This is a genomic window from Brevirhabdus sp., from assembly GCF_052826345.1.
Genome location: NZ_JBRBUA010000097.1, coordinates 52790 through 70657 on the forward strand (window position 1 = coordinate 52790; position 17868 = coordinate 70657).

A 17868-nucleotide genomic window follows, 5' to 3' on the forward strand; every position below is an offset into this window, starting at 1 on the left:
CAGTACACACGATGGCCGAAAATGGACAGGTTGCGCCATAATAAACGGAATGCGCCGAAATTATCAGGATGGATTGCATGATCGACACAGGAAGCACCGCCCCCGATTTCACCCTGCCCCGCGACGGCGGCGAGATGGTCACGCTGTCGCAGCTGCGCCCGCGCACGGTGGTGCTCTATTTTTATCCGCGCGACGACACGCCCGGCTGCACGAAGGAGGCCATCGCCTTCAGCGGGCTTGCCGACAGTTTCGCCGCCCGGAACGCCATGGTGCTTGGCGTATCGCGCGACACGCGCGCCAAACATGACAAGTTTCGCGACAAGCACGCCCTGTCGGTCGCGCTGATCTCCGACACCGAGGCAACCACCTGCAAGGATTACGGCGTCTGGGTCGAAAAGACCCTCTATGGCAAGAAATCCATGGGGATAGAGCGCAGCACCTTCCTCATCGACGGCACCGGCGTGATCCGGCGCGTCTGGCGCAAGGTCAAGGTCGACGGCCACGCCGAAGAGGTGCTGGAAGCGGTGCGCGCCCTTTGACGCCCGTGGATCTCACCGACCCCGCCGCCCCCGCCACGCCCTGCGCGCCGCCCGCCCTGAGCGCGATGGCGGTCGAGGTTCTGACCACCGCCGATCCGCGCCGGAAGACCGCGCTGTCGCGTGCCCATGCCGCGCGCTGGCTGGCCGCGCGCGCCGCCGACGCGGCGCCGGCCCTCGGCGATGCGGCGCCGCCCGACAGACCCGCGCGCCCCGCCCGGCCCGAGCTGTTGTCGCCGCGCGACGTGCCGCGCCGCCGCCCCGGCACGGCGGAGGGCCGCTGCGCCCTGCTGCACGCCGTCGCCCACATCGAACTGAACGCCGTGGATCTGCACTGGGACATCATCGCGCGCTTTCGCGACGTGCCGCTGCCGCTCGGTTTCTACGATGACTGGGTCCGGGCGGCCGACGACGAGTCCAAGCATTTCAATCTGATGGCCGATTGTCTTGAGGCCGCAGGCAGCCACTACGGCGCCCTGCCCGCTCATGCGGGGATGTGGCGCGCGGCCGAAGACACCCGCGCCGATCTGATGGCCCGGCTGGCCGTCGTGCCGATGGTGCTCGAGGCGCGCGGCCTCGACGTGACCCCCGGCATGATCGACGCCTTCCGCCGCGCCGGCGAAGACGCCGCCGTCGCGGCGCTGGAAACCATCTATGCCGAAGAGGTCAGCCATGTCGCCTATGGCTCGAAATGGTTCAACTTCCTCTGCGGGCGTGAGGATTGCGACCCGAAGGAGAGATTCCATGCGCTGGTGCGGCGGTATTTTCCGTCCCCGCTGAAACCGCCGTTCAACACCGAAAAACGCGCGGATGCGGGCCTGCCGCCGGATTTCTACTGGCCGCTGGTCGACGACCCCGAGGGGTCGGCACCGTGAGAGCCCTGAAGAATCGCCAACAAACCATGAACAGCGCGTGATTTTAGGCGGAATTTTGCCAGAATACTTCGCCCCTCCACGCATGCGGAACCACTTTGCCCAAAAGCGTTGCCTAAGAATGACACAATCGTTAATCAAAAATTGCGTCGGCTACGGGGGACACGATGGCCGCGCGAATGGGGACGAAGAAGGAAATTCCACTTGAAACCGCAGGCGACAGGCAAGCTTTCTCGTATGCTCGAGAAATATATTCCCGAACAACGACTCTTTCTGCGCTCTGACACGGAAACCCGCTTCATCCGACTTTCCCCGACGCTTCAGGCGGGTGTGCTGTTCGGCGGCGCGGTGCTGGTGGGCTGGACGATCCTGGCCACTTCGGTCCTGCTGATCGACAGCATCGGCTCGGGCAGCGCGCGCGAAATGGCCCTGCGCGAACAACAGCTTTACGAACAGCGCCTGAACCAGCTGTCGCGCGAACGCGACCGCCGCGCGAGCGAGGCCCGCCAGGCGCAGGAGCGCTTCAACGTCGCGCTGACGCAGGTATCCAAGATGCAGGCGAACCTGCTGGCCTCCGAAGATCGCCGCAGAGAGCTGGAGACGGGGATAGAGGTCATCCAGAAGACCCTGCGCGGCACCATGAAGGACCGCGACGCCGCCCAGCAGAACAGCGACCGCCTGATGGCGGAACTCAAGCAGGTCACCGGTGCCACCAAGACCGGCGCGGGCCAGCAGCGCGACGCCGAGGCGACGGTCGATTTCCTGACCGCCGCGCTGGCGCGCACCTCCGATCAGCGCGACCGCATGTCGGTCTTTGCCAAGACGGCCGAGATCAAGATCGACCAGATGAAAAGCCGCGCCAAGCTGGACCGCGAGCGCAACGACCGCGTATTCAGCCAGCTGGAGGACGCGCTGACCGTCTCGCTGACGCCGCTCGACAAGATGTTCCGCGCCGCGGGCCTGCCGACCGCGAAGATCCTGGATACGGTCCGGCGCGGGTATTCGGGCCAGGGCGGCCCGCTGACGCCCGTGATCAAATCCTCCAAGGGCGAGGTCCCCGACGAGCTGTCGGACCGCGCCAACAACCTGCTGGGCCGTCTGGACAAGCTGAACCTCTACCGAATCGCCGCCGAAAAGGCGCCTTTCGGCATCCCGATCAAATCGGCCTTCCGCTACACCAGCGGATTCGGGCCGCGCTGGGGTCGGATGCACAAGGGCACCGATTTCGCCGCCGGGCTGAACACGCCGATCTATGCAACCGCCGACGGGATCGTCACCTATGCGGGCTGGTCCAGCGGTTATGGCAAGCTGGTCAAGATTCAGCATGAATTCGGAATCGAAACGCGCTACGCTCATCAGAACAAGCTTTACGTCAAAAAAGGTCAAAGAGTGTCGCGTGGCGACCGCATCGGTGCTATGGGAACGACCGGCCGCTCCACCGGTGTCCATCTGCACTATGAGGTCCGCCTTGGCGGCAAGGCCGTGAACCCTATGACTTATATCAAGGCAGCCAAAGATGTTTTCTAAAAGCAGGATCAACGAACCCGGACCCAAGCAGGGCAGCGACTCGGACAAGCCCCAGACGCCCGAGGCCCAGGGAACGAAACCCGCGATGCCCGATGCGCGCAGCCCCGCCCCCTCCTCGGCGCCCAAGCCCAAGCCCAGCCCGTCGGTGCTGTCCTCGGACCTGATGATCAAGGGCAACATCAAGACGTCGGGCGACATCCAGGTCGAAGGCCAGGTCGAGGGCGACATTCGCGCCCACCTGCTGACCGTCGGCGAAGGCGCCACCGTCAAGGGTGAGGTCATGGCCGATGACGTCGTCGTCAACGGGCGCGTCGTGGGCCGCGTGCGCGGCCTCAAGGTGCGACTGACCGCGACCGCGCGGGTCGAGGGCGACATCATCCACAAGACCATCGCGATCGAATCCGGCGCGCATTTCGAAGGCTCGGTCCAGCGTCAGGAAGATCCGCTGAACACCGGCGGTAAGCCCGTCGGCCAGCGCCCCGGCGGCGCCCCCGCCCAGCAGGGCAACCCGGCCCCCAAGAAAGACGCGTAACGCACGGTGCGCACGCGCACCCCTGCCCGCCCAAGCTCAATTTGCGCCGCCCCAAGGGGCGGCGTTCTTCTTGATAAGGTCTCGCATTTATTCCAAACTGGAAACATCCGAATAGTCCGCCAGTTCCTAGTTGTTCACGTTCAGAGTCTCCGATGCACGATCCGCTATCACCAGACGCCAGCAGACAGAAAATTCCGCAGGCCGCGCATCCGATGGACCCGACCGCACTGCTTCATCTCAGCGGTCACATCGACGAAGGCATCTGCCTGTGCGAGGTCATCACGCGCACGCCCGCCGATTTCCGCTTTCTGTCGGTCAATGACGCCTTCACCAGGGTTTCCGGCCTCGGCGATCCGGTGGGGCACAGCCTTCGCGACCTGATGCCGGTCAACGACGACAGCTGGGTGCGCCAGGTCGTCGACACCGTGCTGTCCGGCACGCCCCGACGCCTGCGACTGGGCAGCATGGCGCAGGGCCGTGTGCTGGATGCCTTCGTCGTTCCGCTGGCCCGTCCCGGCCGGTTCATCGCTCAGTTCCGCGACGCCATCGCGGAGGAGGAGCTGAAGGCCGCACATGCCTCCGCGCTGCAACAATCAGGATCGCTGCTCGATGAGCTGAACCACCGCGTGATGAACAGCCTGGGCATCATCAGCGCCATCATTTCGATGGAGGTGCGGGCCACCGGGTCCGATCAGGACGTCTCGCCGCTGCGACGGGTGGGGCAGCGCGTGCGCGCGGTCGCCGACCTCTACAAGACGCTGAACGCGGGCACATCGGTCACCGAGGTCTGTGTCGGCAAATACATCCGGCAGATCGTCGATAACGTGTTCGATTCCATTGGCCAGACGCAGGGCATCCAGGTCGAAACCGATATCATCGCCCTGCGGATTTCCTCGCGGCTGGCCGCGCCCCTGGGGCTCATGGTCAATGAGCTGGTTACCAACGCGCTGAAATACGCGTTCTCGGACGGGCGCGAGGGCACTATCCGCGTCAGCCTGGAAAACCGCGACGCGCTGCTGTGCCTGACGGTGGCCGACAACGGAAACGGCATGGACGGCGCATCCACTCCGAAAAGCGGCGCGGGGCGCAATCTGGTACAGGCCTTCGCCACCCAGATCGACGGGCATGTCAGCACCTCAAGCAGCGAAGAGGGCACCGTGGTCACGGTGATCTTTCCCAAGGGCTGATCCCGCGGCCGCGAGCCGAAGGTCCGCGTCAGGCCGCCCTGCCCCTGTCGATACCCATAGGGGGGCAGCCGCTGCCGCCAATCCTGCGCGCTGCCCTCGGCCCCGCCGGGCCGGCCGGGCCGACCACCCCGCCGAGCCGTCAGTCCTGCTGGGAATCCGCGCGGCTCTTGCCCGACAGATCCATCGCCAGCGTCGCAGCCATGAACTTGTCCAGATCGCCGTCCAGCACGCCCTGCGTGTCCGAGGTCTCGACCTGCGTGCGCAGGTCCTTCACCATCTGGTAGGGTTGCAGCACGTAGGATCGGATCTGATTGCCCCAGCCCGCGTCGCCCTTGTTTTCATGCGCCTCGTTGATGGCCGCGTTGCGCTTGTCCAGCTCCATCTGATAAAGCCGCGATTTCAGTGCCTTCATCGCGATATCGCGGTTCTGGTGCTGCGATTTTTCCGAACTGGTCACCACGATGCCGGTCGGAATATGGGTGATGCGCACGGCGGAATCCGTGGTGTTGACGTGCTGGCCGCCCGCGCCCGAGGATCTGTAGGTGTCCAGCCGGATATCGGCCGGGTTCACCTCGATCTCGATGTTGTCATCGACGACCGGATAGACCCAAACGGATGAAAACGACGTGTGCCGCCGCGCCGCGCTGTCGTAGGGGCTGATACGCACCAGCCGGTGCACGCCCGACTCCGATTTCAGCCAGCCATAGGCGTTCGGCCCGCTGATCTTGTAGGCGGCGGACTTGATCCCCGCCTCTTCGCCCGCGCTTTCCGCTTGCAGCTCGACCTTGTAGCCGTGCTTTTCCGCCCAGCGGACGTACATGCGCGCCAGCATCGACGCCCAGTCGCAGGATTCGGTGCCCCCCGCGCCCGAGTTGATCTCCAGGAAGGTATCGTTGCCGTCGGCCTCGCCGTCCAGCAACGCCTCCAGCTCCTTCTGCGCGGCCTTGGCCGACAGCGCCTTCAGCGCGGCCTCGGCCTCGGCCACGACCTCGGCGTCGTCTTCCATCTCGCCCAGTTCGATCAGCTCGATGTTGTCGTTCAGGTCGCGCTCGATCGAGCGATAGGTCTCCATCGCATCGACCAGCATCTGCCGGTCGCGCATCAGCTTCTGCGCCTTGTCGGGATCGTTCCAAAGCGACGGATCTTCGGTCATGGCGTTGAACTCCTCCAGCCGATGTTCCGCCGTGTCCCAATCCATCCGCTGCCGCAGCAGCGCCAGCGATTTCCGCGTCGCGTCGACATGGCTCTGCGCTTCGGCCCGCATGAAGATCCCTTTCCTTCGTTTCAGAGCATGGTGATACAAAAGCCGGACGCGCGCGGCAACCGGCAAGCGGCGCCGCGCGGCGGCCGGCCGATCGCGACCCGACCGCCCCCGAAAGCTGCGTCAGTACAGCCCGCCCGAGGACAACGCGCCGAAGGACGCCTTGGGCGCGATCTTCTTCTTCTGCCCGGTCGAGGTGGTGATGCTGTTCAGATTGTCGTCGCTTTCCCCGCGCGAGAATACCGGCAGGTTGTCGCTGGCTCCGAAGCCGCCATCGACGATCGACATGGAACCGTAAAGCGGCTCTTCCCCGATGCGGAACAGCTCCGCCACGACATCCTTGCCGCTGGCATTGTCGGACACACGCTCGCCCGAATAACGGTCGATGTTCACGAAGACGCCGCCATCGGGCACCTTGAATTCGCCGCCACCGTAAAGCGGGATCGCCTTTTTCATGAAGGTGGTGAACACCGGGCCGCACATGCCGCCCCCCGAGGCCCCGCGCCCCAGGCCGCGCGGCTGGTCATAGCCGATGAAACAGCCCGCGACGATATTGGTGGAAAAGCCGATGAACCACACGTCCTTGGCGTCGTTGGTGGTGCCGGTCTTGCCCGCGATCGGGATCGGCAGCTTGACCGTGCGGCTCGCCGTGCCCCGCTCCACCACGCCGCGCATCATCGAGGTCAGCTGATAGGCGGTGATCGGGTCCATCACGCGCTGGCGGTCGGAATAGATCGTCGGCGCCTTGCCCGGCGGCAGCCCGGGCTGGGAACAGTCGACGCACTGGCGCTGATCGTGGCGATAGATCGTCTTGCCCCAGCGGTCCTGAACACGGTCCACCAGCGTGGGCTCCACCCGCTCGCCGCCGTTGGCGAACATCGCATAGGCGGCCACCAGCTTGAACAGGGTCGTCTCCGCCGAGCCGAGCGCGTTCGACAGGTAAGGGTCCAGCCGGTCATAGACGCCGAAGCGTTCGGCGTAGGCCGCGACCGTGTCCATGCCGACCTCCTGCGCCAGGCGCACGGTCATCAGGTTGCGCGACCGCTCGATCCCGGTGCGCAGCGGCGCCGGGCCGAAATACTTGTTCGACGCGTTCTTGGGGCGCCAGACCTTGCCGCCGCCCACATCGACCTCGATCGGCGCGTCCAGCACCAGCGTGGCCGGCGTATATCCCGAATCCAGCGCCGAGGCATAGACGAAGGGCTTGAACACCGACCCCGGCTGCCGCGTCGCCTGGGTGGCGCGGTTGAACACCGAATCCTGATAGGAAAAGCCGCCCCGCATCGCCAGCACCCGGCCCGTGTTCACATCCATCGCCATGAACCCGCCCTGGATGCGCGGCACCTGGCGCAGCGACCAGCGCTCGAACGTGTCGCCGTTCTTGATCGCCTTGACCAGCACCACATCGCCCACGGCGACCAGATCGCCGGGCTTTTTCGCCTTGGGGCCAAGGCGCCCATCCGCCTGCCGCGGGCGCGCCCAGGTCACATCGCTGGCGGGCAGCCACTGCCCGTCGGCGTCGTCCGCGACCCCCTCGATACCGATGCGCACGCGATCGCCCGCATCCTCCAGCACCACGGCGGGATACCAGCCCGCGATGTCGCGCGGCACCTTGGCGGCCTTCAGCGCGGCGCGCCAATCATCCTCGGTTTTCAGCTTGTCTTTCGCGATCTTGTCCTCGACCCCGCGCCAGACGCCCAGGTTGCGGTCGTATTTCTCCAGCCCCTCGCGCAGGGCGACGGCGGCCTCGCTTTGCAGAACCGGGTCGACCGTCGCGCGGATCGACAGCCCGCCCTCGAAGAACTCCTCCTCGCCGAAGCGTCCCGACAGCTGGCGGCGGATCTCGTCGGTGAAATAATCCCGCGGCGGCAACGCTTCGCGGAAATCCGCGATCAGCCCATCCTGCACCGTCATCAGCGGCGTGGCCTTAGAGGTCTGGTAGGTTTGCTCGTCGATATAGCCGTTCTGGAACATTTCGCGCAGCACGAAGTTGCGCCGCTCGGTGGCGCGTTCCTTACCGCGCACCGGATGATAGGTCGAAGGTGCCTTGGGCAGCGCCGCCAGATAGGCGGCCTCGGCCGCGGTCAGCTCACCGAGGGTCTTGTTGAAATAGGTCTGCGCGGCCGCCGCCACGCCATAGCTGTTCTGCCCCAGGAAAATCTCGTTGAGATAGAGTTCGAGGATCTTTTCCTTGCTCAGCGTCTTTTCCAGACGGCTGGCCAGAATCAGCTCCTTGATTTTGCGCTCGGCCGAGCGGTCGGCCGACAGCAGGAAGTTCTTCATCACCTGCTGCGTGATCGTCGACGCCCCGCGCAGCCTGCGCCCGCGCGCCGCATCGAGCGCGGCCGAGGCCATGCCGACCGGATCATAGCCGCGATGGCTGTAGAAATTCTTGTCCTCGGCGGAGATGAACGCCTGCTTGACCAGATCGGGGATATCCTCCGACGGGGTGAAAATCCGGCGTTCGCGGGCGAATTCGTCCATCAGGCGCCCCTCGCCCGAATAGATCCGGCTGATCGTCGGTGGCGCATATTGCGCCAGCTGCGCATGGTTCGGCAGATCCCGCCCGTACATCCAGAAAATCGCACTGATCCCGAGCGCCACCATGATCGCGCCGTTCGTCACCCAACTGAAGATGCCGCCGATAAAAGCAAAGATGGCCCTGATCACTTACAAATCCTTTCGGTGCCGTTGACGCCGGCTTGCAGTTGCCCCGGCTTATACGCCGCAGCGGGGGAGCAGGTCAAAAAGGCATTTCGCCCCCAGCCGCGGACATCGCGGCGTCATCTTCACGAAGCCGTTGTTTTTCGCGGGCGGCCGACCCCCAGTGCGTGACCCGCGGTGCCTGACCCCGAGTGCCGTGACCCCGAGTGCCCGACCCGCGATGCCTGTCGCGCGCTATATGCCGCGCGGCGCGGATCATGTCACCGTCCGGCGCGGCGCGGCGGCGATCATCCGCCTGCCCGTCCCCTGCCCATCCCCTGCCCGTCTCCTGCCCGTCCCCGGCGCCCGCGCGCCCCCTGTCGCCACGCCCGTCGCCGCACGGGCGGGTCACTGACGGATCAGCTCCACCTGCGCCGCGTCTTCGACCAGCCATTTCTGCAACGCCTGCTGGATGCCGTCGATCAGGCGGCTGCGCCAGGCCGCATCGGAAATCCGGGCCAGATCCTTTTCGTCGGACATGAACCCCAGCTCGATCAGGACCGAAGGGATGTCAGGCGCGCGCAGGACCGAAAACCCGGCCTCCAGCCGGGGCCGCTTGTGCAGATGGTCGGAGGATTTGCGTATTTCCGAGACCAGCAGATCCGCAAGCAGATCGGAACGCGGCGCGGTTTCCTTGCGCACCATGTCCATCAGCACCCCGGCGATCAGATCATCCTGTTCCTGCAGGTCGACCCCGGCCAGCAGATCCTCGCGATCCAGCCGTTCGGCCAGCAACGCGGACGCGCGATCGGACGCGCGATCGGACAGGGTGTAGACCGTCGTGCCCGAGGCGCGCCCCTGCGCCAGCGCGTCGGCATGAAGCGAGATGAACACATCCGCCTGCTTTTCGCGCGCCATCGTCACCCGCCGCTGCAAGGAAACGAACTCATCCCTTTCGCGCGTCAGATACACCACCATCCCGGCATCGCGCACCAGACGTTCCTTGAGCTGGCGCGCGACGTCCAGCATCAGGTCGGCCTCGTCTATCCCGTCGCGCTGCGCGCCCGGATCGACACCGCCGTGGCCGGGGTCGAGCATCACCACCAGCTTGCGCTCGCCGCGCTGGCGCGATCTGGGCCGGGGCGTGTCGGCGGGGTGAGGCAGGGTCCACCGCGGGTCCTGCGCCTCCTCCCGGACGAGCGCAGCAAAGGCCTGCTCGGTGCCGCGCGCCAGGCTCACGCGGATCACCGCGCTGCCGGTCGCCGGATCGGTCCGCATCCCCGCTTCCCGGACCAGCAGCGGCGCGGGCAGCGCCAGCACCAGCCGCGTCCAGCCCGGTTTCAACCGTCCGAAGCGCAGCGCGTCGCGGGCATCCGGCCCGAACGCCTCGACGGGCAGCCCGTCGAAGCCCACTTCGCGGAAGTCCATCACCAACCGGCGCGGATTGTCCAGCGTGGCCACGCGGTAGGGCACCGCCTGGCTCAGCCCCAGGACCAGCTCGCCCGCATCGTCGGACAGCGACAGGCTGCTGCGCTCCGGCAGAACCCGCGCGAGCGCGCGGAAATCCTGCGCGACGGCGCGCGCGGGCGCGATGGCCGAGGCCGACCCGCCGACCGCCAGCGCCAGCACCAGCGCCCTTGCCGTCTTCCTCACCGCCGTCGCTGCCGCCTCCCCGGCGGCGCGTCGCCTCATCGGCGCGCCTGCATGAATTGCGCCAGACGCTCCAGACCGACGACGATGTCATCGCGCGCCCTGGCATAGGAAAACCGTAGCGTCTGATGCCCCCGCAACGGATCGAAATCGAGCCCCGGCGTCACCGCCACGCCTGCCGTTTCCAGTATCTCGGCGGCAAACGCGCGGCTGTCCTCGGTGAATTCGGACACATCCGCATAGATGTAGAAGGCCCCGTCGGGCGGTGCGAACCGGGTGAAGCCCGCGTTGCGCAAACCCTCGATCATCAACGCCCGGTTGCGCGCATAGACGGCCAGGTTTTCCTGCAGCTCGGGCTCCGCGTCGAAGGCCCCCAACGCCGCCACCTGGCTGGCATGGGGCGCGCAGATGAACATGTTCTGCGCCAGCCGCTCTATCGTGCGCAGATGTTCGGGCGGCACCACCATCCAGCCGACACGCCAGCCCGTCATCGAGAAATACTTGGAAAAGGAGTTTATGACATAGACGTCATCGCTGATTTCCAGCGCGGTGACGGCGGCGCGCTCATAGCTGATGCCGTGATAGATCTCGTCGGAGACGAAAGCCGCCCCGCGTTCCTGCGCCGCGGCGATCAGCGCGCTCAGCGCCGCGCGGTCCAGCATGGTGCCCGAGGGGTTGCCGGGCGAGGCCACGATCAGCCCGTCCAGATCCCCCGCCCGGACATCCGCGGGCACCGGCTGAAACCGGTTCTCCGCGCGGGTTTGCAGGCCCACGGGCTCCAGATCCAACGCGCGCAGGATCTGACGGTATGAAGGATAGCCCGGCTCCCCCAGACCGACGCGCGCGCCCGCGTCGAAAAGCGCGGTGAAGGCCAGCAGGAACGCGCCCGACGACCCCGCCGTCACCACCACCCGCGCGGGGTCCAGATCGACGCCATGCCGGTCGCGGTAAAGGCGCGCGATCCGGGCGCGCAGCTCGGGCAGGCCCAGACCGACGGTATAGCCGAGCGATCCGGCCTCCATCGCCGCGGCCAGCCTTTCGCGCGCGGCGCGCGGCGCGGGCGTGCCGGGCTGGCCCACTTCCATGTGGATGATACGCCGACCGTCTTCCTCGGCGCGGCGGGCGGCCTCCATCACATCCATGACGATGAAGGGATCGACCTGGCTGCGCCGCGACAGCGCCATCGCGGTGCGCGCAGACCGCGCCGCCACGGGCGCCGACGCCGGGTCTGAGCGGCGCGCGCTCATCGCGGCGCCCCGCGGCGGCCGGCGATCGCCATGCCCTTCACCGCGTCCTTCGCGAAACCCGTCACTCTGCCGCCTGCCCCGCCGCCGCGGCCTCGGCCTCGGCTGCGGTCTCGGCTGCGGCCTGACGCTCCAGCTCCTCGGCGCGCTGCTCCACCAATTCCGCGATATGTTCGATCATCTGGTCGTTGCTCAACTTGTGGCTCTGCTTGCCGGCCATATAGACCATGCCCGACCCCGCCCCGCCGCCGGTAAAGCCCAGATCGGTCATCAGCGCCTCGCCCGGTCCGTTCACCACGCAGCCGATGATGCTCAGGCTCATCGGCGTCTTGATATGTTCCAGCCGCTTTTCCAGTTTTTCGACGGTGCAGATCACGTCGAAGCCCTGCCGCGCGCAGGAGGGGCACGAAATGATGTTGACGCCCCGGTGCCGCAGACCCAGCGCTTTCAGGATCTCGAAGCCCACCTTGACCTCTTCGACGGGATCGGCCGACAGCGACACGCGGATCGTGTCCCCGATCCCCATCCACAGCAGGTTGCCCATGCCGATGGCCGATTTGATCGTGCCGGAGGTGAGCCCGCCCGCCTCGGTGATGCCCAGGTGGATGGGTGCGTCGGTGGCGTCGGCCAGCCCCTGATAGGCGGCGGCGGCGAGAAACACGTCGGAGGCCTTAACGCTGATCTTGAATTCGTGAAAATCGTTGTCCTGAAGGATGCGGATATGTTCCAGACCGGACTCGACCATCGCCTCGGGGCATGGTTCGCCGTATTTTTCCGGCAGGTGCCGCTCCAGCGACCCGGCGTTCACGCCGATGCGGATCGAGCAGCCGTGATCGCGGGCGGCGCGGATCACTTCCTTCACGCGGGCGGCGTCGCCGATGTTGCCGGGATTGATCCGCAGGCAGGCGGCGCCGGCCTCGGCGGCCTCGATGGCGCGTTTGTAGTGGAAATGGATGTCCGCCACGATAGGCACCGGGCTTTCGGCCACGATCCGGTGCAGCGCCTTCGTCGCGGCCTGATCGGGCGCCGAGACGCGCACGATGTCCGCGCCCGCGTCGGCGGCCGCCCGGATCTGCGCGACGGTGGCCGCGACGTCCGAGGTGTCGGTGTTGGTCATCGTCTGCACCGATATCGGCGCATCGCCCCCCACCGGGACGGATCCTACGTGTATCTGTCGGGATTTGCGGCGGTAGATATTGCGCCAGGGGCGCACGGCGTTCAGCGACATAGGGTCGTCCCCGCTCTCAGGTCTGCGTTGGCTTCGGGGGTTAGATAACCGCTGCCCGCCGCCGATACAACGCGGCGCTGCCGCGCGGCCCGCGATCGGGCGCGGCCCGCCCGCCGCACCGCTGTCCGAAGATCATTCGGTGGGCACGACGGTCGCATCGGCCTGGGCCACGGCGATGACCTTGCGCAGATCCGGGTCCTTGTCCAGATCGGCGACCTGATACTTGTCTTTCAACGCCTCGACCCCGAGCTTGACCTTCTTGGCGACGGAGGTGCCGGGCCCGGCGGGGCCGTAGGTCTGCCCGTTCACCGCGAAATAGACCGAGCCGGAGTTGCCCGCGCGCAGCAGCGGCGGCTCCTCGGTCTTGGGCAGGGTGAAACGCTCGCCCGCGTCGAGGATCTTTTCGAACAGCACGGTCCCGCCCGCGCCGGTCACGCGCACCCAGGCCGGGCGCACGGCGAACATCACGACATCGGGCACATCGGCGGCCACGACCTGCGGATCCCCGCCGGAGGCCAGCGCCGCCGCGACGGCGGCATCCGTGCCCGACATCGCCCCCGCCCCGGAGCCGGAGCCGGAGCCGGAGCCGCCCGCATCGGCCTGCGCCACGCGGTTGAACGCCTCGCGCGGATCGCTGCCCGCGGATGCGACATTGCCCGCGGCGCCCGGCGACTGCGGGGCCAAAGTGCCGACGCTGTCGGGGTTGATATCGGCGATCGGCCCGTCGCGTGCCGAAAGCACGGGAACATCCAGCGCCTTGGGCCGGTAAAGACGATCCAGCGCCTCGGCGCGCTGGCTGGGCACGGTGCCCGCCCCCTGCTCGGTCGCGTCAGCGGCGATGGCGGCCCCGGCCAGCGGGTCCAGATCGGCCACGACACCCGGCGACTGCTCGACCGGGACAAGGCTGACGCGCTGCACCTGCTGCAGGATCTTCCAGCCGCCGAAGCCCAGCCCGCCGATCAGCGCGACCAGCACCAGCAGCGAGGCGATCGCCCCCGGATCGATCCGCCCCGAAGAGGCGTTGCCCATCGGAGAGAACGGCGCGCGCGGATTCATCAGCGGGTCGTCGTCGCGCTCACGCTTTTTCGCGGCCTTGGGGCTGCGCACGGAGGAGGCCGCCGGGCGCGCCGCATTCGCCGCCGAGGACATGCCATGCACATTGGTGAAATTCGCTTCGGCGCAGAAACGGTTGAACGCCCAGTCGGGGTCCATGCCCAGATAGCGCGCGTAGGAGCGCACGTAGCCGGCGATGAAGCCGGGGGTTTCGAAGACGGAAACATCGGCGGCTTCGATCGCGGCGATGTAATTCGCCTTGATCTTCAGCTCGCGCTGAACATCCAGAAGAGATTTTCCCAAGGTGGCGCGCTCGCCCCTCAGTACATCCCCCAACCTCAGATCGAAATCGTCGAACCCCTTGATGGAGTCCTTCCGATCAGAGGCGGGCGTTTTACTGCGCCCAATCATCCCAACTGCCCCGCGAATTTCCTGTCCCCGCCGATCTGGTGATTCGTTGATCACCACCCAACGTGAAAAGGGTAACATAGTTCCAAAGAACGATGCACCCGCAGATCAGGTTTATGCAGAGAGTTCGGCGCGATTCAGCGCACATTGCGCCCAGAGTTCATCCATCGCGCGCACCAGCCGATCCATCAGCACGGGCCCGTGCACCGGCGAGGGCGTGAAGCGCAGCCGCTCGGTGCCGCGCGGCACGGTGGGGAAGTTGATGGGCTGCGCATAGATGCCGAAGTCGCTGAGCAGCCGGTCGGATATCATCTTGCACTTCACCGGGTCCCCGACATGAACGGGCACGATGTGGCTGCCGTGGTCGATGATGGGCAGGCCCAGCGCCTTCAGCCGCATCTTCAGCGTGCGGGCGTGGCTCTGCTGCAGATCGCGCAACCCCTGGTCTTCCTTGAGGTGGCGCACCGATGCCGCCGCCCCGGCCGCCACCGCGGGCGGCAATGAGGTGGTAAAGATGAAGCCCGGCGCATAAGACCTTATGGCATCGACCATTTTCGCGGATGAGGTGATATAGCCGCCCATCACGCCATAGGCTTTGGCGAGGGTGCCGTTGATGATGTCGATCCGTCCCATCAGGCCGTCGCGCTCCGCCACGCCGCCGCCCCGCGGGCCATACATGCCGACCGCATGCACCTCGTCGATGTAGGTCAGCGCGCCGAATTCGTCGGCCAGGTCGCAGATCTCCTCGATGCGCCCGAAATCGCCATCCATCGAATATATCGATTCGAAGGCGATCAGCTTCGGGGCGGCGGGATCATCGGCGGCGAGCAGCTCGCGCAGGTGATCCAGATCGTTGTGACGGAAAATGCGTTTGGCCCCGCCGTTGCGGCGCACGCCTTCGATCATGCTCGCGTGGTTGAGCGCATCGGAATAGATGATCAGCCCGGGAAACAGCCTGGGCAGCGTGGAAAGGGTCGCGTCATTGGCGATATAGGCGGAGGTGAAAAGCAGCGCCGCCTCCTTGCCGTGCAGATCGGCCAGCTCGGCCTCCAGCGCGTTGTGATAAACGGTGGTGCCCGAGATGTTCCGCGTGCCGCCCGATCCGGCGCCGGTGGCGTGCAGCGCCTCCTCCATCGCGCCCAGCACCGCGGGGTGCTGCCCCATGCCCAGGTAATCATTGCCGCACCAGACGGTGATTTCCTGCTCGGTGCCATCGGGACGGGTCCAGACCGCAGCCGGGAAATGGCCCTTGCGCCGCTCGATATCGATGAAGGTGCGGTAGCGGCCTTCCTGGTGCAGACGCTCCAGCGCGGACTCGATGGCGGCAGAATAATCCAAGGCGGGCTCCGTTCTTTCCTTCACATATATTCAGCCTTGAATATATATATCCGGATTGCAATGCCATTGCGCATTTCGACGCGCATTCACTTTGACGCGACCCCGCGCCACGACGTTGGCTACGACGTCACGCCACCGAGCTCTTTCAGTCCTGCACGCTCAACGTGCAGGGTCCGGCATCCTTGACGCGTCCCCGGGCGCGCTCGCGGCAGCCCAGCAAGGCAAGCTGCCCCGCGTCCTGCCCCACGCCGATCGCCCATTCGCCGGTGGCAGGCGAAATCGCCAGCGCCTTGGGCGCGTCCTGCGCGGCATAGGTATCGGCGAAGGCGGCGGTGGCGTCGGCGCTCAGTTGCAGCCTACCCTGTTTCCAGCCGCGCGGCAGGATCTCCGCGACGATCTGACAGGGCGGCGTGCCGGTCGCGCGCTTGGCGTTGCAGGCCTTCAGCGCAGAGGCGCGCGCGCTGTCGACGTCGTGGAAATTCGCGCCAGCCACCGTCGCCTCCGACGCCAGCCCCTCGGCGGGGGAGACCGCGACCGCGCCGTAGTATTTCTGCGTGGCCCCCACCTGCTTGAGGATCTGCGGATCGCTCGGCCCCATGAAATCGCGCGGGATCACCCGCACCTCGGCGCCATCGGCCGGATAGAGCATCTTCGTGGCCGCGGCGCCCGACAGCGGCTCGGCCGCCGCCGCCGCCGCGACCGAACCCGATACCAGCAACATCGCCGCGCTGGCCCGCAACACAGTGTTTCTGACCGACATGGGTACTTCCCCTCCGCTTCGGTATATGGCTGACATTAGCCCGGCCACCGACGGGTTTCCACCCACTCAAGGGGCTGGTAGCATTCCCATGGCCGCCAATTGCCGCAAACCACGAAGGAGCGGACACACATGACGCTGGAAAAAGTTCTCGCCCGCATCGACGAAGACCTGCCCGACGCGACCGGGCGCCTGCTGGAACTGCTGCGCATCCCCAGCATTTCCACCGATCCGGATTATGCCGATGCCTGCGCCAATGCCGCCGACTGGCTGGTCGCGGACCTGCGCTCGATCGGGTTCGACGTGCATAAGCGCGCGACCCCCGGCCATCCCATGGTCGTGGGCCACGCCAGGGACGGCAAGGACGGCAAGAACGACGGCCCCCATGTCGTGTTCTACGGCCATTACGATGTGCAGCCGGTCGATCCGCTCGATCTGTGGGACAAGCCACCGTTCGAACCGGCGGTCGAGGATACCGACGCAGGCCGCGTGATCCGCGGGCGTGGTGCAAGCGACGACAAGGGCCAGTTGATGACCTTCGTCGAGGCCTGCCGCGCCTGGAAGGCCGTGAACGGCAGCCTGCCCGCCCGGCTGAGCGTCTTTTTCGAGGGCGAGGAGGAATCCGGCTCGCCTTCGCTCGTGCCCTTCATGAAGGAAAACGCCGACGAGCTGCGCGCCGATGTGGCGCTGATCTGCGACACCGGCATGTTCGACGCCGACACGCCCGGCATCGTGACCATGCTGCGCGGCCTCGTCGGCGAACAGCTGACCATCACCGCCGCGTCCAAGGATCTGCACTCGGGCATGTTCGGCGGCATCGCGATGAACCCGATCCGCGTGCTGGCCCGGATCATCGCCGCGCTGCACGATGCCCAGGGCCGGGTGACGGTGCCGGGGTTCTACGACGGCGTCACCGAGCTGTCCGATGAGATCCGCGCACAGTGGGAAGCGCTCGATTTCGACGCGGACGCCTTCCTGGGCGACGTGGGGCTGTCCAAACCCGCCGGCGAACAGGACCGCCTGCCGCTGGAGATGATCTGGTCGCGCCCCACCTGCGAGGTCAACGGCATCGGCGGCGGCTATCAGGGCAAGGGTTTCAAGACCGTGCTGCCCAGCCACGCCACCGCCAAGATCAGTTTTCGCCTGGTCGGACAGCAGGACCCGCTGAAAATCCGCGAATCGTTCCGCCAGATGGTGCGCGACATGCTGCCCGAGGATTGCGAAGTCGAGTTTCAACCGCATGGTGCCTCCGCCGCCAGCCAGATGTCCACCGACAACCCGCTGTTCGAGAAGGCCCGCGAAGCGCTGAGCGACGAGTGGCCCAACGCGGCCGCCTATGTCGGCAGTGGCGGCTCGATCCCCATAGCGGGACATTTCCGCGACATCCTGGGCACCGATGCCCTGCTGATCGGGTTCGGGCGCGACGACGACCAGATCCACTCGCCCAACGAGAAATACGACATGCGCAGCTTTCACAAGGGCATCCGCAGCTGGGCGCGCGTGCTGGCGCGGCTGGAGGACTGAAGACCCGCGCCGGGGCCGCGATGCGAACCCCGGCCCACAGCCCCGCCGCGGCGGGGCGCGCCTTCGGCAAGGATATTTTGGACCAGAAGAAGCGGGCCAGAAGAAGCA

14 protein-coding genes are annotated in these 17868 nt (G+C 66.6%); 6 read left to right on the plus strand and 8 right to left on the minus strand.

What is annotated here, in order from left to right; translation table 11 throughout:
• The first annotated feature begins 77 nt into the window (after positions 1-77).
• The 5 genes from ACU0BR_RS11955 to ACU0BR_RS11975 all read left to right on the plus strand — a co-directional run bounded on the left by ACU0BR_RS11955 (position 78) and on the right by ACU0BR_RS11975 (position 4654).
• A complete protein-coding gene (locus ACU0BR_RS11955) occupies positions 78-539 on the plus strand; it encodes a peroxiredoxin (protein ID WP_446157057.1) in 462 nt (153 codons plus the stop codon).
• Positions 540-604: 65 nt separating this feature from the next.
• Positions 605-1411, plus strand: coding sequence for a ferritin-like domain-containing protein (locus tag ACU0BR_RS11960; protein ID WP_446157073.1), 807 nt, complete (start codon positions 605-607; stop codon positions 1409-1411).
• Positions 1412-1645: 234 nt separating this feature from the next.
• Positions 1646-2935, plus strand: a complete 1290-nt coding sequence (locus ACU0BR_RS11965; protein WP_446157058.1) for a DUF5930 domain-containing protein — start codon at positions 1646-1648, stop codon at positions 2933-2935.
• Positions 2925-3467: a bactofilin family protein gene (locus ACU0BR_RS11970; protein WP_446157059.1), complete on the plus strand. Its 543-nt coding sequence runs from the start codon at positions 2925-2927 to the stop codon at positions 3465-3467. Before ACU0BR_RS11965 ends, ACU0BR_RS11970 begins: the two co-directional genes overlap by 11 nt.
• Positions 3468-3679: 212 nt before the next feature.
• The gene (locus ACU0BR_RS11975; RefSeq protein ID WP_446157060.1) at positions 3680-4654 is read left to right on the plus strand and encodes a sensor histidine kinase; all 975 of its coding nucleotides are present in this window, start codon (positions 3680-3682) and stop codon (positions 4652-4654) included.
• A 139-nt stretch (positions 4655-4793) separates the two neighbouring features.
• Here the strand turns inward: ACU0BR_RS11975 and prfB are convergent, their stop codons facing one another.
• The 8 genes from prfB to ACU0BR_RS12015 form a co-directional block, all read right to left on the minus strand.
• On the minus strand, positions 4794-5918 hold the full coding sequence (gene prfB / locus ACU0BR_RS11980) for a peptide chain release factor 2 (RefSeq protein WP_446157061.1): 1125 nt from the start codon (positions 5916-5918) through the stop codon (positions 4794-4796).
• A gap of 120 nt (positions 5919-6038) precedes the next feature.
• Positions 6039-8585, minus strand: coding sequence for a penicillin-binding protein 1A (locus ACU0BR_RS11985; protein WP_446157062.1), 2547 nt, complete (start codon positions 8583-8585; stop codon positions 6039-6041).
• A 381-nt stretch (positions 8586-8966) separates the two neighbouring features.
• A complete protein-coding gene (locus ACU0BR_RS11990; protein ID WP_446157063.1) occupies positions 8967-10250 on the minus strand; it encodes an N-acetylmuramoyl-L-alanine amidase in 1284 nt (427 codons plus the stop codon).
• On the minus strand, positions 10247-11392 hold the full coding sequence (locus tag ACU0BR_RS11995; protein WP_446157074.1) for a pyridoxal phosphate-dependent aminotransferase: 1146 nt from the start codon (positions 11390-11392) through the stop codon (positions 10247-10249). The genes ACU0BR_RS11990 and ACU0BR_RS11995 overlap by 4 nt, the downstream gene beginning before the upstream one ends.
• 124 nt (positions 11393-11516) lie before the next feature.
• On the minus strand, positions 11517-12680 hold the full coding sequence (gene ispG / locus ACU0BR_RS12000; RefSeq protein WP_446157064.1) for a flavodoxin-dependent (E)-4-hydroxy-3-methylbut-2-enyl-diphosphate synthase: 1164 nt from the start codon (positions 12678-12680) through the stop codon (positions 11517-11519).
• Between the two features lie 132 nt (positions 12681-12812).
• Positions 12813-14144 (minus strand): helix-turn-helix domain-containing protein, encoded by a 1332-nt coding sequence (locus ACU0BR_RS12005; protein WP_446157065.1) that lies wholly within the window; start codon positions 14142-14144, stop codon positions 12813-12815.
• 111 nt (positions 14145-14255) lie between these two features.
• Positions 14256-15479, minus strand: a complete 1224-nt coding sequence (hemA, locus tag ACU0BR_RS12010; RefSeq protein WP_446157066.1) for a 5-aminolevulinate synthase — start codon at positions 15477-15479, stop codon at positions 14256-14258.
• 145 nt (positions 15480-15624) lie between these two features.
• Positions 15625-16239: a 5-aminolevulic acid synthase gene (locus ACU0BR_RS12015; RefSeq protein WP_446157067.1), complete on the minus strand. Its 615-nt coding sequence runs from the start codon at positions 16237-16239 to the stop codon at positions 15625-15627.
• A gap of 129 nt (positions 16240-16368) precedes the next feature.
• Here ACU0BR_RS12015 and ACU0BR_RS12020 point away from each other — a divergent pair, with 129 nt between their 5' ends.
• Positions 16369-17760, plus strand: coding sequence for a M20/M25/M40 family metallo-hydrolase (locus ACU0BR_RS12020; protein WP_446157068.1), 1392 nt, complete (start codon positions 16369-16371; stop codon positions 17758-17760).
• Positions 17761-17868 lie beyond the last annotated feature (108 nt).

What these genes read in the sequence shown, in the direction of transcription:
- ispG (WP_446157064.1), bottom strand. Translation starts at nt 12,680, where the DNA reads ATGTCGCTGAACGCCGTGCGCCCCTGGCGCAATATCTACCGCCGCAAA.
- ACU0BR_RS11970 (WP_446157059.1), top strand. Translation starts at nt 2,925, where the DNA reads ATGTTTTCTAAAAGCAGGATCAACGAACCCGGACCCAAGCAGGGCAGC.
- ACU0BR_RS12015 (WP_446157067.1), bottom strand. Translation starts at nt 16,239, where the DNA reads ATGTCGGTCAGAAACACTGTGTTGCGGGCCAGCGCGGCGATGTTGCTG.
- ACU0BR_RS11975 (WP_446157060.1), top strand. Translation starts at nt 3,680, where the DNA reads ATGGACCCGACCGCACTGCTTCATCTCAGCGGTCACATCGACGAAGGC.
- ACU0BR_RS12005 (WP_446157065.1), bottom strand. Translation starts at nt 14,144, where the DNA reads ATGATTGGGCGCAGTAAAACGCCCGCCTCTGATCGGAAGGACTCCATC.
- ACU0BR_RS12020 (WP_446157068.1), top strand. Translation starts at nt 16,369, where the DNA reads ATGACGCTGGAAAAAGTTCTCGCCCGCATCGACGAAGACCTGCCCGAC.
- ACU0BR_RS11965 (WP_446157058.1), top strand. Translation starts at nt 1,646, where the DNA reads ATGCTCGAGAAATATATTCCCGAACAACGACTCTTTCTGCGCTCTGAC.
- ACU0BR_RS11960 (WP_446157073.1), top strand. Translation starts at nt 605, where the DNA reads ATGGCGGTCGAGGTTCTGACCACCGCCGATCCGCGCCGGAAGACCGCG.
- ACU0BR_RS11990 (WP_446157063.1), bottom strand. Translation starts at nt 10,250, where the DNA reads ATGAGGCGACGCGCCGCCGGGGAGGCGGCAGCGACGGCGGTGAGGAAG.
- prfB (WP_446157061.1), bottom strand. Translation starts at nt 5,918, where the DNA reads ATGCGGGCCGAAGCGCAGAGCCATGTCGACGCGACGCGGAAATCGCTG.
- ACU0BR_RS11995 (WP_446157074.1), bottom strand. Translation starts at nt 11,392, where the DNA reads ATGGCGCTGTCGCGGCGCAGCCAGGTCGATCCCTTCATCGTCATGGAT.
- ACU0BR_RS11955 (WP_446157057.1), top strand. Translation starts at nt 78, where the DNA reads ATGATCGACACAGGAAGCACCGCCCCCGATTTCACCCTGCCCCGCGAC.